Below are 15366 nucleotides of genomic sequence, written 5' to 3'. Positions count from 1 at the left end.
GGGGTGTACCGCCAGTAACCTCCGGCGCATCGGCCACCCGGAGGAGCACGCATGCCCCCACGCACCCGCACGCTCAGAGCCGCCACAGTCGCGGCCGTTCTCGCTCTCGGCACGTCCCTGCTCGCCACGGCGCCCGGCGCCGGAGCGGCGGAGCCCGCGCCCCTCGCCGTCACCGACCACTGCGGCAACCAGTGCGCGGACATCCTGCCGCCCGGCGAGAACGGCAACGCCACCCTCGTCGAGATCCTCGGCAACAAGGCGTTCGGCACGCACCCCGCGCACAGCGACGACCAGCTCGACCGCTACAACGGCCTGGTCGCGGGGCACACGGGCCTCACCGACCAGAAGCTGACCGACTTCTTCAACGACGCCTCCTTCGGGGTCGCCGCCGACCAGGTCGAGTCCGTGACGAAGCCGCGCGAGGACGTCACGATCACCCGGGACAAGAAGAGCGGCGTGCCCCACATCAAGGGCACCACCCGTTACGGCACCGAGTTCGGCGCCGGTTTCGCCGCCGGACAGGACCGGCTGTGGCTGATGGACCTCTTCCGGCACATCGGGCGCGGCCAGCTGACCTCCTTTGCCGGCGGGGCACTGGCCAACCAGGGGCTGGAGCAGCAGTTCTGGCCGCAGGCCCCGTACACCGAGGCGGATCTCCAGGCCCAGGTCGAACGCATCAGGACCACCGAGGGCGCGCGCGGCGAGCAGGCGATGGCCGACGCGCAGGCCTATGTCGACGGGATCAACGCCTACCGTGACAAGTCCAAGAAGGGCCGCTACTTCCCGGGCGAGTACGTCCTCACCGGGAAGATCGACTCCATCACGAACATCGGCGAGATCCAGCCGTTCGGGCTGACCGACCTGATCTCGATCGCCTCGGTCGTCGGCGGACAGTTCGGCGGGGGAGGCGGCGGTGAGGTCCAGGCCGCGCTCTCGCTGCTCGCCGCCCAGCAGAAGTACGGCGTCGAGGAGGGCACCCGCGTCTGGGAGTCCTTCCGCCAGCGCAACGACCCCGAGGCCGTCCTCACCGTCCACGACGGCACCTCGTTCCCGTACGCGGGCAAGCCCGACAAGGCCCGGGGCACGGCTCTTCCCGACGCGGGATCCGTCACACCCGAACCCCTGATCTACGACCGAACCGGCTCGGCCGGCACGGACAAGAAGGCCCCCGTCGACGCGCCGGACGCGCTCAAGCCGCTCCAGGGCATGTACGACGACGGCGTCATCCCCGAGGGCTCGCTGCCCGGATCCGGCGACGGCGCCCAGAAGAAGGGCATGTCCAACGCCCTGCTGGTGTCCGGCAAGGCCACCGCCAGCGGCAACCCGATCGCCGTCATGGGCCCCCAGACCGGCTACTTCGCCCCGCAGCTGATGATGCTCCAGGAGCTGCAGGGCCCCGGCATCAGCGCCCGCGGCGTCTCCTTCGCCGGAGTCGGCATGTACATCCAGATGGGCCGCGGCCAGGACTACGCCTGGAGCGCCACGTCGGCGGCCCAGGACATCACCGACACGTACGCCGTCGAGCTCTGCGAACCCGACGGCTCCGCGCCCACCAAGAACTCCACGCACTACCGCAACGACGGCGCCTGCACGGCCATGGAGAAGCTGGAGCGCACCAACTCCTGGAAGCCCACCGTCGCGGACTCCACCGCCAAGGGCTCGTACCGGATGCAGGTGTGGCGCACGGACTACGGCATCGTCACCCATCGCGCCACGGTCGACGGCAAGCCGGTCGCGTACACCTCGCTGCGCACCACCTACCGCCACGAGGCCGACTCGATCATCGGCTTCCAGCTGCTCAACGACCCGGCGTACGTGACGGACGCGGCCTCCTTCCAGCAGGCCGCCAGTCACATCGACTACGCCTTCAACTGGTTCTACGCGGACTCGCGCACCACGGCCTACTACAACAGCGGCATGAACCCCGTGCGCGCGGCCGGGGTGGACGCCGCGCTGCCGGTCAAGGCGGAGAAGGCGTACGAGTGGAAGGGGTACGACCCGGCGGCCAACACCACCGACTACACCCCGTTCGCCGAGCACCCGCACTCCAGCGGCCAGGACTACTACATCTCCTGGAACAACCGTCAGGCCAAGGACTACTCCACCGCCGCCTTCGGCTTCGGCGCCGTGCACCGGGGCGACCTGCTCGACGACCGGGTGTCCGCACTGGTCGAGGAGGGCGGGGTCACCCGCGCCTCCCTCACCCGCGCCATGGAGGAGGCAGCCCTCACCGACCTGCGCGGCGAGCAGCTGCTGCCCGAGCTCCTGAAGGTGCTGCGCTCCCAGCCGGTCACCGACCCGGCGCTGAATGCCGTGGTCCAGCAGCTGGACTCCTGGCGGGCCGCCGGGGCACAGCGCAAGGAGACCAGCCCGGGATCGCACACGTACACGCACGCCGACGCGGTCCGGATCATGGACGCCTGGTGGCCGAAGCTGGTCGAGGCGGAGTTCCGCCCCGGTCTGGGCGACGGGCTCTACGACGCGTTCACCGCGAGCCTGGCCACCGACGAGTCCCCGGCCGCCAGCCACGGGCCGAGCGGGGCGCACAGCGGCTCCGCGTTCCAGTACGGCTGGTGGGGCTTCGCCGACAAGGACCTGCGCCAGGTCCTCGGACAGTCCGTCAAGGGCCCGCTGGCGAAGACGTACTGCGGCGGCGGCGACCTGAGCGCCTGCCGCTCCGCGCTGCTCAGCACCCTGAAGGAGGCGGCGGCCGTGCCCGCCGCCGAGGTCTACCCGGGTGACGACAGCTGCAAGGCCGGCGAGCAGTGGTGCACCGACGCGATCGTCCACCGTCCGCTGGGCGGGATCTCGCAGAAGTCGATCCACTGGCAGAACCGGCCGACGTACCAGCAGGTCGTGGAGTTCCCCTCGCACCGCTGAACGCGCCTCCACAGAACGGCCCAGTATCTGACGCATCGACAGAAAAGGCTCCCCGCACCGCTGTTCACGGCGGCGCGGGGAGCCGCGTCACTGCGGGGCCGGTGTGCGCCCAGGGCACCCCGGCCCCTTCGGGCCGGAGGGAGGGCCGTAATATTCCGCAGTTCGACCAAGCTGCATCAAGGGGTGGGGACAACTTGAGAGTGAATCGGGTACGCGGTACGGCTATGGCCGCCGCACTCGGCGTCGTCGCCGTTCTGGGCTTCCAGGACGTGGCGAGCGGCGCCGGCGCGGAAGACGCGCGGAACGAGAGCCGGCCGGCCGCCTACAGCGCCGCTGTGGACCAGGACGGTCCGGTCAGGAGCGAGGTGCACAAGCTCGCCCTGAAGTCCGAGGGGCGCGGCGAGGCCGCCCTCTCACGGCGTACGACGGAGACCTTCGGCATGCTGGGCGTGTCCTGGCCCGACGCCGACGCGGAGGTCAAGGGCACGATCGAGGCCAGGACCCGCAGCACGGAGACCGGCAGGTGGTCCGACTGGATCACCCTGGAGCCGTACCTGCCCGGTCTCGACGGCGAGCGTCCCTCGGAGCGCGGCTCCACCGAGCCCGTCTGGGTCGGCCGTTCGGACGGTGCCGAGGTGCGGATCAGTGACGGGGCGGCCTCCGGCACCCTGCCGGACGGGCTCCGGCTCGACATGGTCGACCCGGCCGCGGGCGGGGGCGCGGCACGGAGCGGTGCCGCAGACGCCGGATCGGCGTCCGCGGAGGTCGATCCGGGCCCGCCGTCGACGGTTCCGCAGCCCCCGGTCGTCACCCGGGAGCAGTGGGGCGCCGACGAGTCCCTGAACGACGAGGGTCCGATCTACCTGGAGAAGGGCGTCATCAAGGCCGTCTTCGTGCACCACACCACGGACGGCGCCTACAACTGCGCCGACTCCGCGGCCGTCGTGCGGGCCCTGCACGTCTACCACGTCAAGACGAACGGCTGGCGCGACCTCGGCTACAACTTCCTGGTCGACAAGTGCGGGAAGATCTTCGAGGGGCGTCAGGGCGGCATCGACCAGCCCGTCATGGGCGCGCACACCTACGGCTTCAACAGCGAGTCGACCAGCGTCGCGATCATCGGCGACTACACGGCCGCCGGCGCCTCCGCCGCCGCTCTCGAAGCGACCGCCCGGGTGGCCGCGTACAAGCTCGGACAGTACGGCGGCGACCCGGCCGGCAGCACCACGCTGGTGGCCGGTGCCACGCAGAAGAACTACGCCGGCAAGGAGTTCGTCGCCGGGCAGTCCTACCCGTTCGGTCAGATCTCGGGACACCGGGACGGCTTCAACACCGAGTGCCCCGGCATGAAGCTCTACCCGCAGCTCGGGGACATCCGGACGCTGGCGGCCGGACCTGTGCAGGCCCTCAAGGTCACATCGGTCGGCGGTGGGGCGTTCCCCGTCGACTCCGGCTACGAGACCCCCGGCCCCGTCTCGCTGAACTGGTCGACGAGCACACCCAGTTCGCTGATCAGCGCCTTCGAGCTCCTCGTCGACGGCCGGAGCGTGGCCACCGTCGCGGGCAGCGCACGCTCCGCCTCCACGATGCTCGTCCCGGGCGCCCACAAGGTCGAGGTGAAGGCGGTTCACCAGTCGGGCAGGACCACGGTCACCACGGCGGTGAACGTGAACGTCCCGAGCCCCAAGACGTTCGTGCCCGTCACTCCCCAGCGGGTCATGGACACCCGTGCGGGTCTGGGTGTGCCGAAGGCGCCGGTCGGTGCGGACGGTGTGGTCACCCTCCAGGTCACCGGCACCAACGGCATCCCCGCCACCGGCGTGGGCGCCGTCGTGCTGAATGTGACGGCGACGAACGTGACGGGGGCGACGAGCTATGTGTCGGTCTATCCGGACGGCACGACGAGGACGAGTGCGTCGAACCTGAACCTGGTGAAGGGGCAGACGGCTCCGAACCTGGTGATCGTTCCCGTCGTGAACGGCAAGGTGAACTTCTACAACCGTTCCGGGACCCTCGATCTGATCGCGGACATCACCGGCTACTTCACCTCCGTCGGTGAGGGTTCCACCCACGTCAACCTGGGGCCGAAGCGTCTGATGGACACGCGCACGGGTCTGGGGGCGCCGAAGGCGCCGGTCGGTGCGGACGGTGTCGTGACCCTTCAGGTCGCGGGTGTCGACGGTGTGCCGGCCCAGGGCGTCACGGCGGTCGTGCTGAACGTGACGGCGACGAACGTGACGGGGGCGACGAGCTATGTGTCGGTCTACCCCGACGGCACGGAACGTACGAGCGCGTCGAACCTGAACCTGGTGAAGGGGCAGACGGCTCCGAACCTGGTGATCGTTCCCGTCGTGAACGGCAAGGTGAACTTCTACAACCGTTCCGGGACCCTCGATCTGATCGCGGACATCACCGGCTACTTCGCCTCCGGCGACCAGGGCGCGTCGCACATCAACCTGGGGCCGAAGCGTCTGATGGACACGCGCACGGGTCTGGGGGTGCCGAAGGCGCCGGTCGGTGCGGACGGTGTCGTGACCCTTCAGGTCGCGGGTGTCGACGGTGTGCCGGCCCAGGGCGTCACGGCGGTCGTGCTGAATGTGACCGCGACGAACGTGACGGGGGCGACGAGCTATGTGTCGGTCTATCCGGACGGCACGGAACGTACGAGTGCGTCGAACCTGAACCTGGTGAAGGGGGAGACGGCGGCGAATCTGGTGATCGTGCCCGTGGTGAACGGCAAGGTGAGTTTCTACAACCGTTCGGGGACCCTGGACCTGATCGCGGACGTCACCGGCTACTTCCGCAAGTGAGCCGAGACGGGGGCGGGGGGGGGGGGGGGGGGGGGGGGGCCCCCCCCCCCCCCCCCCCCCCCCCCCCCCCGCGTCCGGTGCGCCGGCCGCTCACCGGTACAGCAGGTACTCCCGCCGCGTCCTGCGGAACGCGGCGAGGTCCGCGGCCCAGGCCCCCACCACCTCGTCGGTGTCCGCCCCCGCGTCGATCATCGTGCGGACCCGGGTGTTGCCCGAGAGCCTGTCGATCGCGTTGTCCGCGCGCCACGCGAACCCGCTCCACGTCCGCTTCGCCGTGACCAGCAGGCCGATCCCGGTGCGTACCGGGTCGAAGACCTTCCGGTCCTGGACGTGCACCTGCACCCCGCCCACCGTCTTCCCCTCGAACTTGGAGAACGTCGGCGCGAAGTACGCCTCGCGGAAGGCGACCCCGGGCAGCTCCAGGGCGTTCGCGGCAGCCGCCCACCGGTGGTCGACGCCCTCCGCGCCGAGCAGTTCGAACGGCCGCGTCGTGCCCCGGCCCTCGGAGAGGTTCGTCCCCTCGAACAGGCACGTCCCGGAGTAGACCACCGCCGTCTCCGGCGTCGGCATGTTGGGGCTCGGGGGCACCCACGGCAGGCCCGTCGCGTCGAAGAAGTCCTCACGGCGCCACCCGGACATCTTGACGACCTCCAGCTCCACCGGCCGGTCACCCAGGAACTCCGCGTTGAAGAGCAGCGCCAGTTCCGCCACCGTCATCCCGTGCGCCTGCGAGATCTCCCGGCGCCCCACGAAGGACGCGAAGGCCCGGTCGAGCACGGGCCCCAGCGCCGCCCTGCCGGTGACCGGATTCGGCCGGTCGAGCACCACGAACCGCTTGCCCGCGAGCGCGGCCGCCTCCATACAGTCGTACAGGGTCCAGATGTACGTGTAGAAGCGGGCCCCGGCGTCCTGGATGTCGAAGACCACCGTGTCCACACCGGACGCCGTGAAGATGTCGGCGAGCGGCTGCCCGTTCTTCAGATACGTGTCGTAGACCGGCAGCCCGGTCGCCGGGTCGTCGTACCGGCCCTCCGAGCCGCCCGCCTGCGCCGTCCCCCGGAAGCCGTGCTCCGGGCCGAAGACCGCGGTCAGGTTCACCCGGTCGTCCGGGTGCATCACGTCGACGATGTGCTCCACGTCGGCGGTGATCCCGGTCGGGTTGGTGACGATCCCCACCTTCTGCCCGGCCAGCAGCCGGTACCCGTCGGCCGCCAGCCGCTCGAAGCCGGTGCGCACCCCGCCTCGCCCGGCCCCGTGCTCCCGGCCGGCCGCGACGGCCGTCCCCGGTGCGGCGGCGGTCGTCGCGAGGGCCCCCATCGCACCGCCGACCGCCAGCAAACCACGCCTGGACAGGGTCATCCTGCTACCTCCATGATCGCGTCGACCGTCATGGTCACGCACGCTAGCGCGGGTGACGGCCGTACGGAACGCCAACGACTGGGCAGATTCCCAGTCCTGCCCCGGACCCCTTCCCCGATCACATACCGACTGGTTAGTCTGCCGGGGAAGACGGCTGAGAGAGGCGGGACCGATGAGTACGGTGCAGGGCGCTGGCGTAGTGGTGACGGGAGCCGGAGGCGGCATCGGCGCCGCCCTCGCCCGCAGATTCGCCGCGGAGGGCGCACGGGTCGTCGTCAACGACCTCGACGGCGGCCGGGTCGAGGCGCTCGCCGAGGAGATCGGCGGCACGGTCGTGGCCGGAGACGCCTCCGCCATCGTGGACGCCGCACGCGACGCGCTCGGCGGCACGGTGGACGTCTACTGCGCCAACGCCGGCCTCGCCTCGGGCGGGGACGCCTTCGCCGAGGAGGACGTCTGGGCGCGGGCCTGGGACGTCAACGTGATGGCGCACGTCCGCGCGGCCAAGGCGCTGCTGCCGGAGTGGCTGGAGCGCGGCAGCGGCCGCTTCGTCTCCACCGCGTCGGCGGCCGGCCTGCTGACCATGATCGGCGCCGCCCCGTACAGCGTCACCAAGCACGGCGCCGTCGCCTTCGCCGAGTGGCTCTCGCTGACCTACCGGCACCGCGGGATCAAGGTCCACACGATCTGCCCGCAGGGCGTGCGTACGGACATGCTCACCGCGGCCGGCTCCGCGGGCGACCTGGTGCTCGCCCCCACCGCGATCGAGCCGGAGGCCGTCGCCGACGCCCTGTTCGACGCCATGGAGCACGACCGCTTCCTGGTCCTGCCGCACCCCGAGGTGGCCGGCTACTACCGCGCCCGCGCCAAGGACCCCGACCACTGGATCGGCAACATGAACCACCTGCAGCAGAAGTGGGAGGAGGCCGGCGCATGAACGGGTCGATCTACGCGGCGAAGCCCTGGACGGGCCTGCTCAGCGAGGCCCAGCTCGCCCCCGTCCACCCCGCCGAGACCATGGTCCACGCCTTCCGGGACGCCGTCGGGCGGGCCCCGGACCACACCGCGCTCGCCTACTTCGACGGGCGCCTCAGCTACCGGGAGACCGACGAGCTGTCCGACTCCGTGGCAGGGCACCTCGCCGCCGAGGGACTGCGGCGCGGCGACCGCGTCGCGATCATGCTCCAGAACACCCCGCACTTCGTGCTGGCGCTGCTGGGGGCCTGGAAGGCCGGCGCGACCGTCGTCCCGCTCAACCCGATGTACAAGTCCGGCGAGGTCGGCCATGTGCTGAAGGACGCGGAGGTGACCGCGCTGATCTGCTCCGACCGGGCCTGGGAGTCCTATCTGCGGGCCACCGCCGAGGCCGCGCCCAGCGTGACGATCGCCCTCACCGCCTGCGAGCTCGACCTCCAGTCCGCCGACGACCCGCGGGTCCTCGGCTTCGAGCGGCTCCCCGCGCCCGGCGCGGACGCGTGGGCCCGTGACCTGGTGGAGGTGGCCCGCCGGGGGCTGCCCGCACCGGGGGACCGGGAGCTCACCGCCTCGGACACCGCCCTGATCAGCTACACCTCCGGGACGAGCGGCACCCCCAAGGGGGCCATGAACTCCCAGGGCAACATCATGGTCAACGCCGAGCGCCAGCGGGCGGGCCACCCCATCGAGGAGGGGGCGTCCTACTTCGCGCTCGCCCCGCTCTTCCACATCACCGGCATGGTGTGCCAGCTCGCCGCCTGTATCGCCAACGCGGGCACCCTGGTCCTCGCGTACCGCTTCGAGGCGAGCGTCGTCCTGGAGGCCTTCGCGGAGCACCGGCCCGCCTACACGGTGGGCCCGTCGACCGCCTTCATGGCGCTCGCCGCGCACCCGGCCGTCACCCGCGAGCACTTCGCCTCCTTCAAGGTGATCTCCTCGGGCGGGGCCCCGCTGCCTCCCGCGCTGGTCGAGAAGTTCCGCGAGGGCTTCGGGCCGTACATCCGTAACGGCTACGGCCTCACCGAGTGCACCGCGCCCTGTGCCTCCGTACCGCCGGAGCACGAGGCGCCCGTCGACCCCGTCTCCGGGACCCTGTCCGTCGGTGTCCCCGGACCCGACACCGTGGTCCGCATCGTCGACGAGAAGGGCGACGACGTCCCCTTCGGCGAGCAGGGCGAGATAGCCGTACGAGGACCCCAGGTGGTCTCCGGCTACTGGAACCTGCCCGAGGCCACCGAGGCCGCCTTCCCGGACGGGGAACTGCGCACCGGGGACATCGGCTTCATGGACACGGCGGGCTGGCTCTACGTCGTGGACCGCAAGAAGGACATGATCAACGCCTCCGGCTTCAAGGTCTGGCCCCGCGAGGTCGAGGACGTCCTGTACACCCACCCGGCGGTCCGCGAGGCGGCCGTCGTGGGCGTCCCCGACGCCTACCGCGGGGAGACCGTACGGGCCTACGTGAGCCTGCGGCCGGGAGCGGAGACGGAGCCCGCGGAGCTCAGCGCGTACTGCAAGGAGCGGCTGGCCGCCTACAAGTACCCGCGCGAGGTCGAGATCCTGGCCGAACTCCCGAAGACGGCAAGTGGGAAGATCCTCAGGCGGGAACTGCGTTCCCCCCGTTAGAACAGTTCACGCACGGTACGAGAGGGCAGGTGGCGGCAATGGCCAAGGCGACGGACGGGAACGGGACGCCCGTCCCCCAGAGGCTGCTGGCCGCCGCCACCCGGCTCTTCGCGGAACGCGGCTACGACCGCACCTCCGTCCAGGAGATCGTGGAGGCGGCGGGCGTCACCAAAGGGGCGCTCTACCACTACTTCGGCTCCAAGGAGGACCTCCTCCAGGAGGTCTACGCCCGGGTGCTGCGGCTCCAGCAGGAGCGGCTCGACGCCTACGCCGACGCCGAGGCGCCGATCGAGCAGCGGCTGCGTGACGCGGCGGCGGACGTGGTCGTCACCACCATCGAGAACCTCGATGACGCCTCGATCTTCTTCCGCTCGATGCACCATCTGAGCCCGGAGAAGAACAAGCAGGTACGGATCGAGCGCCGCCGGTACCACGAGCGCTTCCGTGCCCTGATCGAGGAGGGGCAGCGGGCCGGGGTGTTCTCCACGGCGACCCCCGCCGACCTGGTCGTCGACTACCACTTCGGCTCGGTCCACCACCTGTCCACCTGGTACAGCCCGGAGGGCCCGCTCAGCCAGCAGCAGGTCGCGGACCACCTGGCCGACCTGCTGCTGAGAGCGCTTCGCCCCTGACGGCCCCCACGGCTCCCGCCCCATGTCAGAAGCTGGCGGACGCCTCTGACAGCGCCCACATGTCCGTTATGCGGACATGTCTGTCCGAATCCCGCTCTTGACGGTACGCGGCCATCCCCGCCAGCATCGGTCCCGCACCGCGCACCGCCCGCTCCAGGCCCCGGTCGTGCACGGCCGGGGACCCCCGCACGTTCCGTCAGTCCCCGAACGGAATCCGGAGCCCCCCGATGAGCCCTGCCCGACTCAGATCCCTCCCCGTCGCCGCGCTCGCCGTCGCGGCCCTGCTGGCGACCGCCGCCCCCGCGGTCCAGGCCGCGCCCACCACCGAGGCCGCCCCCGCGGCGCTCGCCGCGGCGCCCGACATCCCGCTCGCCAACGTCAAGGCGCACCTCACCCAGCTCCAGTCGATCGCCACCGCCAACAGCGGCAACCGGGCCCACGGAAGGCCCGGTTACAAGGCGTCCGTCGACTACGTGAAGGCCAAGCTGGACGCGGCCGGATACACCACGGCCCTCCAGCAGTTCACCTCCGGCGGGGCCACCGGGTACAACCTGATCGCCGACTGGCCGGGAGGCGACCCGAACCAGGTCCTCATGGCCGGCTCCCACCTCGACTCGGTGACCTCCGGCGCCGGCATCAACGACAACGGATCGGGTTCGGCCGCCGTGCTGGAGACGGCCCTCGCCGTCTCCCGGGACCGGCTCGCCCCCGACAAGCACCTGCGGTTCGCCTGGTGGGGCGCCGAGGAGCTGGGGCTCGTCGGCTCCAAGTACTACGTCAACAACCTGGCCACGGCCGAGCGTTCCAAGCTCGCCGGCTACCTCAACTTCGACATGATCGGCTCGCCCAACCCCGGCTACTTCGTCTACGACGACGACCCGGTCATCGAGCAGACCTTCAAGGACTACTACGCGGGCCTGTCCATACCCACGGAGATAGAGACCGAGGGCGACGGCCGCTCCGACCACGCCCCGTTCAAGAACGCGGGAGTCCCCGTGGGCGGGCTCTTCTCCGGCGCGGACTACACGAAGACGAGCGCCCAGGCGCAGAAGTGGGGCGGCACGGCGGGCCAGGCCTTCGACCGCTGCTACCACTCGTCGTGCGACACGACGGCGAACATCAACGACACGGCCCTGGACCGCAACAGCGACGCGATCGCCCACGCCGTCTGGACCCTGTCCGCCGGCACGGTCACCCCGCCGACCGGCACGGTGTTCAGCAACGCCGCCGACGTCGCCGTGCCCGACAACGGGGCCGCCGTGACCTCGCCGGTCTCCGTCACCGGCCGTACGGGCAACGCCCCTTCGGCCCTCAAGGTGGCCGTCGACATCAAGCACACCTACCGCGGTGACCTCGTCGTCGACCTGCTCGCGCCCGACGGCTCCGCCTACCGGCTGAAGAACTCCAGCGGCAGCGACTCGGCCGACAACGTGATCGCGACGTACACCGTCAACGCGTCGAGCGAGACCGCCAACGGGGCCTGGAAGCTCCAGGTGCGGGACGTCGCCGCCCAGGACACCGGCTACATCGACAGCTGGGGGCTCACCTTCTGACCGGGCCGGGGAGGCGGCCACCGGCCGCCTCCCCGGACGGGATCAGAGGTACTTCTTGATCTCGCGGCGCGCCAGCGACCGCTGGTGCACCTCGTCCGGTCCGTCCGCCAGCCGCAGCGTCCGTGCCGACGCCCAGAGTTCGGCCAGCGGGAAGTCCTGGCTGACGCCGCCGGCGCCGTACAGCTGCACCGCCCGGTCGAGGATGTCGCAGACCGCGCGCGGGGTGGCGATCTTGATCGACTGGATCTCCGTGTGGGCACCGCGGTTGCCCACGGTGTCCATCAGCCAGGCGGTCTTCAGCACCAGCAGCCGCAGCTGCTCCACCGTCACCCGGGCGTCCGCGATCCAGTTCTGCACGACGCCCTGCTGGGCCAGCGGCTTGCCGAACGCCGTACGCGCCACGGCCCGCCTGCACATCAGCTCGATCGCGCGCTCGGCCATCCCGATCAGCCGCATGCAGTGGTGGATCCGGCCCGGCCCCAGTCGCGCCTGGGCGATGGCGAAGCCGCCGCCCTCCTCGCCGATCAGGTTCGCCGCGGGCACGCGTACATCGGTGAAGACGACCTCGGCGTGGCCGCCGTGCGAGTGGTCCTCGTAGCCGTACACCTGCATCGCACGGCGCACCTCCAGGCCCGGGGTGTCGCGCGGGACCAGGATCATGGACTGCTGGCGGCGGATGTCCTCGCCGTCCGGGTCCGTCTTGCCCATCACGATGAACACGGCACAGTCCGGGTTCATCGCCCCGGAGATGTACCACTTGCGCCCGTTGATGACGTAGGAGTCGCCGTCCTTGGCGATCCGGGTCTCGATGTTCGTCGCGTCCGAGGAGGCCACCTCGGGCTCCGTCATCGCGAACGCCGAGCGGATCTCGCCCGCCAGCAGTGGCTCCAGCCACTGCTTCTTGTGCTCCTCCGAGCCGAACTGGGAGAGCACCTCCATGTTCCCGGTGTCCGGGGCTGCGCAGTTCAGCGCGGTCGGCGCCAGGTGCGGGCTGCGGCCGGTGATCTCGGCCAGCGGGGCGTACTGGAGGTTCGTCAGCCCGGCCCCGTACTCCGCGTCGGGGAGGAAGAGGTTCCACAGGCCCTGCCGGCGCGCCTCCGCCTTCAGGTCCTCCACGATCTGCGGGGTGTCCCAGGGGGACGCCAGCCGCGCGCGCTGCTCCTCGGCGACCTCCTCGGCGGGGTACACGTGCTCGTCCATGAACGTGAGCAGCCGGGTGCGCAGCTCTTCGGTACGGGCGTCGAATGCGAAGTCCACGGGGTGATCAGCCTTCCTGGAGGGTGGTGAGGCCGTGCGCGATGAAGACCGGGACCAGTTCGCCGATGCGGTCGAAGCCGGCGCCGACGGTCTGTCCCAGCGTGTAGCGGTAGTGGATGCCCTCGAGGATCACGGCGAGCTTGAACCACGCGAAGGCCGTGTACCAGGAGATGGCGGAGGTGTCGCGGCCGGAGCGGGCCGCGTAGCGCTCGATCAGCTCGGCGGGGCCGGGATGCCCCGGGGCGCCGCTGGTCGTGGAGACGGGCGACTCGGGCAGGCCCAGGTCGGAGCTGTACATCACGAGCAGACCGAGGTCCGTGAGCGGGTCGCCGAGCGTGGACATCTCCCAGTCCAGGACCGCCTTGATCCGGTCGTCCGGGCCGATCAGCACGTTGTCCAGGCGGTAGTCGCCGTGCACGACCGTGGGTGCGGGGGAGACGGGGAGCTCCCGGCCGAGCGCCGCGTGCAGCTCGTCGATGCCGGCCAGCTCGCGGTTGCGGGAGGCGTCCAGCTGCTTGCCCCAGCGCCGCAGCTGCCGGTCCAGGAAGCCGTCCGGGCGCCCGAAGTCGCCGAGCCCGACGGCCGCCGGATCCACGGCGTGCAGGTCCACCAGGGTGTCCACCAGCTCCAGGACGACGGCCCTGGTGCGCTCGGCGCCCAGCGGGGCGAGCTGGCCGGCGGTGCGGTACGGCGTCCCCTCGACGTACTCCATGACGTAGAAGGGCGAGCCGATGACCGCCTCGTCCTCGCAGAGCAGGAGCGTCTCCGGGACCGGGACCGCCGTAGGGTGGAGGGCGCTGATCACCCGGTGCTCGCGCTTCATGTCGTGCGCCGTGGCCAGTACATGGCCCAGCGGAGGTCTGCGCACGACCCACTGCCCGGACCCGTCGGTGACGATGTAGGTGAGGTTCGAGCGGCCGCCCTCGATGACGCGGGCCTCCAGCGGTCCGTTCACCAGCCCCGGCCGCTCATGGTCGAGATGGCCGCGCAGCAGGTCGAGGTCGAGACCTGGCGGGTGGACTGGGCTCATGGGGCGCACCTCCGGGGCGGTTGAACGGTCGGGACCATGATGCCGACCAGTCGGTATGTCGTCCAGTGTCCGCCCGGAATCCGAGAAGTGATCTCCGGCTCCCCGCCCGGTACGCGGTCAGTCGTCCCAGCCCTGCGCCTCCACGAAGGCGTCCCCGTACGTGGCGGACCAGCGGCCCAGCGCCTCGATCGGCTCCAAGAGCGTCCGGCCCAGCGCGGTCAGGGAGTACTCCACGCGCGGTGGCGCCTCGGCGTACGCCCGGCGCTCCACCAGCGCGTACTCCTCCAGCCTGCGCAGCGTCTCGGTCAGCACCTTGGCGCTGATGCCGCCGATCTCCGTACGGAGTTCACCGGGGCGGCGCGGGCCCGCCCCGAGCGCGTACAGCACCACCGGATTCCAGGTGTTCCCCAGCAGATCGAAGCCGAGCCGTGCCCGGCAGTCGGCGAGCAGCCGGTCCATGACGTCCCCTTTCCCCGCCCATCGGGCACCGAACGGTGCGCAACGGGTCCCCTAACGTCCCCTTCGGCACGGAACACGAGCACGACGCTACGTGACGGACGTTCAGGGGAGCGGGACATGCGCATCGGCATCATCGGGACCGGCAACATGGCGGACGCACTGGGCGGCCGGTGGGCCGCGGCGGGCCACCGGGTGCTCTTCGGGGGCCGCTCCCCGGAACGGGCCGGGGCCCTGGCGGACCGCACCGGCCAGAGCGCCGGCACCGTCCGGGAAGCGGCCGGCTTCGGTGACGCGGTCCTGCTCGCCCTGCCGTACGACGCCGTGGCGGGCGTCCTGGCGGCGCTCGGCGCGGCCGACGGAGCGCTGCGCGACCGGCTGCTCATCGACTGCACCAACGCCGTCGGCCCCGGCTTCCGGCTCACCACCGGCACGGGACCGGGCGCCGCCCGTACGATCGCCGACGCCACCGGGGCACGGGTCGTCAAGGCCTTCAACCACCTGCCCGATTCGGTGTGGCGGCTGCCCCCGCCCGCCTTCGCCGAAGGACCGGTCGCCGTCCCGCTGTGCGGGGACGACCCGGCGGCCCTGGAGACGGTCGGGACCCTGGTCCGGGACCTCGGCTGCGTCCCCCTGCCGGTGGGCGGGCTCGACCGGGCCGCGTACCTGGAGACCACCACGGCGTTCCTCATCGGGCTCTGGCACTCGGGCCACGACCCGCGGACACTGCTGCCGCCCTTCGAGGCGGTCACGGCCTGATTCCGGGGTCCGAGTTGCGGGGCCCCCGG

11 protein-coding genes are annotated in these 15366 nt (G+C 71.3%); 7 read left to right on the top strand and 4 right to left on the bottom strand.

Going from position 1 to position 15366, the window contains the following annotated elements; all coding sequences use genetic code 11:
- Positions 1 to 51: 51 nt before the first annotated feature.
- Together ACIRD8_RS22705 and ACIRD8_RS22700 are read left to right on the top strand one after the other, a co-directional pair.
- The gene (locus tag ACIRD8_RS22705) at positions 52 to 2880 is read left to right on the top strand and encodes a penicillin acylase family protein (protein ID WP_403994351.1); all 2829 of its coding nucleotides are present in this window, start codon (positions 52 to 54) and stop codon (positions 2878 to 2880) included.
- 224 nt (positions 2881 to 3104) lie between these two features.
- Positions 3105 to 5690 (top strand): N-acetylmuramoyl-L-alanine amidase, encoded by a 2586-nt coding sequence (locus ACIRD8_RS22700; RefSeq protein WP_403994348.1) that lies wholly within the window; start codon positions 3105 to 3107, stop codon positions 5688 to 5690.
- A 90-nt stretch (positions 5691 to 5780) separates the two neighbouring features.
- Here ACIRD8_RS22700 and ACIRD8_RS22695 read toward each other — a convergent pair whose 3' ends face one another.
- The gene (locus tag ACIRD8_RS22695) at positions 5781 to 7049 is read right to left on the bottom strand and encodes an exo-beta-N-acetylmuramidase NamZ domain-containing protein (protein WP_403994345.1); all 1269 of its coding nucleotides are present in this window, start codon (positions 7047 to 7049) and stop codon (positions 5781 to 5783) included.
- A gap of 172 nt (positions 7050 to 7221) precedes the next feature.
- Between ACIRD8_RS22695 and ACIRD8_RS22690 the strand changes: the two genes are divergently transcribed.
- The 4 genes from ACIRD8_RS22690 to ACIRD8_RS22675 all read left to right on the top strand — a co-directional run bounded on the left by ACIRD8_RS22690 (position 7222) and on the right by ACIRD8_RS22675 (position 11835).
- Positions 7222 to 7986 carry an SDR family oxidoreductase gene (locus ACIRD8_RS22690; protein ID WP_403994342.1) on the top strand — a complete coding sequence of 255 codons (765 nt, stop codon included), beginning with the start codon at positions 7222 to 7224 and terminating at the stop codon, positions 7984 to 7986.
- Positions 7983 to 9650: an AMP-binding protein gene (locus ACIRD8_RS22685; RefSeq protein WP_403994339.1), complete on the top strand. Its 1668-nt coding sequence runs from the start codon at positions 7983 to 7985 to the stop codon at positions 9648 to 9650. Before ACIRD8_RS22690 ends, ACIRD8_RS22685 begins: the two co-directional genes overlap by 4 nt.
- Positions 9651 to 9688: 38 nt before the next feature.
- A complete protein-coding gene (locus ACIRD8_RS22680; protein ID WP_403994336.1) occupies positions 9689 to 10282 on the top strand; it encodes a TetR/AcrR family transcriptional regulator in 594 nt (197 codons plus the stop codon).
- Between the two features lie 227 nt (positions 10283 to 10509).
- Positions 10510 to 11835 (top strand): M28 family metallopeptidase, encoded by a 1326-nt coding sequence (locus ACIRD8_RS22675; RefSeq protein ID WP_403994332.1) that lies wholly within the window; start codon positions 10510 to 10512, stop codon positions 11833 to 11835.
- 42 nt (positions 11836 to 11877) lie between these two features.
- Here the strand turns inward: ACIRD8_RS22675 and ACIRD8_RS22670 are convergent, their stop codons facing one another.
- The 3 genes from ACIRD8_RS22670 to ACIRD8_RS22660 all read right to left on the bottom strand — a co-directional run bounded on the left by ACIRD8_RS22670 (position 11878) and on the right by ACIRD8_RS22660 (position 14581).
- Positions 11878 to 13092: an acyl-CoA dehydrogenase family protein gene (locus ACIRD8_RS22670; protein ID WP_403994329.1), complete on the bottom strand. Its 1215-nt coding sequence runs from the start codon at positions 13090 to 13092 to the stop codon at positions 11878 to 11880.
- Positions 13093 to 13099: 7 nt separating this feature from the next.
- Positions 13100 to 14122: a phosphotransferase family protein gene (locus ACIRD8_RS22665; protein WP_403994326.1), complete on the bottom strand. Its 1023-nt coding sequence runs from the start codon at positions 14120 to 14122 to the stop codon at positions 13100 to 13102.
- Between the two features lie 117 nt (positions 14123 to 14239).
- Positions 14240 to 14581 carry a winged helix-turn-helix transcriptional regulator gene (locus tag ACIRD8_RS22660; RefSeq protein ID WP_403994323.1) on the bottom strand — a complete coding sequence of 114 codons (342 nt, stop codon included), beginning with the start codon at positions 14579 to 14581 and terminating at the stop codon, positions 14240 to 14242.
- 117 nt (positions 14582 to 14698) lie between these two features.
- Between ACIRD8_RS22660 and ACIRD8_RS22655 the strand changes: the two genes are divergently transcribed.
- Positions 14699 to 15337: an NADPH-dependent F420 reductase gene (locus tag ACIRD8_RS22655; protein ID WP_403994320.1), complete on the top strand. Its 639-nt coding sequence runs from the start codon at positions 14699 to 14701 to the stop codon at positions 15335 to 15337.
- Positions 15338 to 15366: the final 29 nt, after the last annotated feature.

This window comes from Streptomyces sp. NPDC102451 (assembly GCF_044765485.1).
In the GTDB taxonomy this organism is placed as follows: domain Bacteria; phylum Actinomycetota; class Actinomycetes; order Streptomycetales; family Streptomycetaceae; genus Streptomyces.
Note: the sequence above shows the minus strand (reverse complement) of the source record. Positions and strands in the feature narration are given on the sequence as shown.

Bases quoted from the DNA above. Each gene is read 5' to 3' on its own strand.
- ACIRD8_RS22660 (WP_403994323.1), bottom strand. From the start codon at position 14,581: ATGGACCGGCTGCTCGCCGACTGCCGGGCACGGCTCGGCTTCGATCTG.
- ACIRD8_RS22695 (WP_403994345.1), bottom strand. From the start codon at position 7,049: ATGACCCTGTCCAGGCGTGGTTTGCTGGCGGTCGGCGGTGCGATGGGG.
- ACIRD8_RS22700 (WP_403994348.1), top strand. From the start codon at position 3,105: ATGGCCGCCGCACTCGGCGTCGTCGCCGTTCTGGGCTTCCAGGACGTG.
- ACIRD8_RS22690 (WP_403994342.1), top strand. From the start codon at position 7,222: ATGAGTACGGTGCAGGGCGCTGGCGTAGTGGTGACGGGAGCCGGAGGC.
- ACIRD8_RS22675 (WP_403994332.1), top strand. From the start codon at position 10,510: ATGAGCCCTGCCCGACTCAGATCCCTCCCCGTCGCCGCGCTCGCCGTC.
- ACIRD8_RS22665 (WP_403994326.1), bottom strand. From the start codon at position 14,122: ATGAGCCCAGTCCACCCGCCAGGTCTCGACCTCGACCTGCTGCGCGGC.
- ACIRD8_RS22685 (WP_403994339.1), top strand. From the start codon at position 7,983: ATGAACGGGTCGATCTACGCGGCGAAGCCCTGGACGGGCCTGCTCAGC.
- ACIRD8_RS22655 (WP_403994320.1), top strand. From the start codon at position 14,699: ATGCGCATCGGCATCATCGGGACCGGCAACATGGCGGACGCACTGGGC.
- ACIRD8_RS22705 (WP_403994351.1), top strand. From the start codon at position 52: ATGCCCCCACGCACCCGCACGCTCAGAGCCGCCACAGTCGCGGCCGTT.
- ACIRD8_RS22680 (WP_403994336.1), top strand. From the start codon at position 9,689: ATGGCCAAGGCGACGGACGGGAACGGGACGCCCGTCCCCCAGAGGCTG.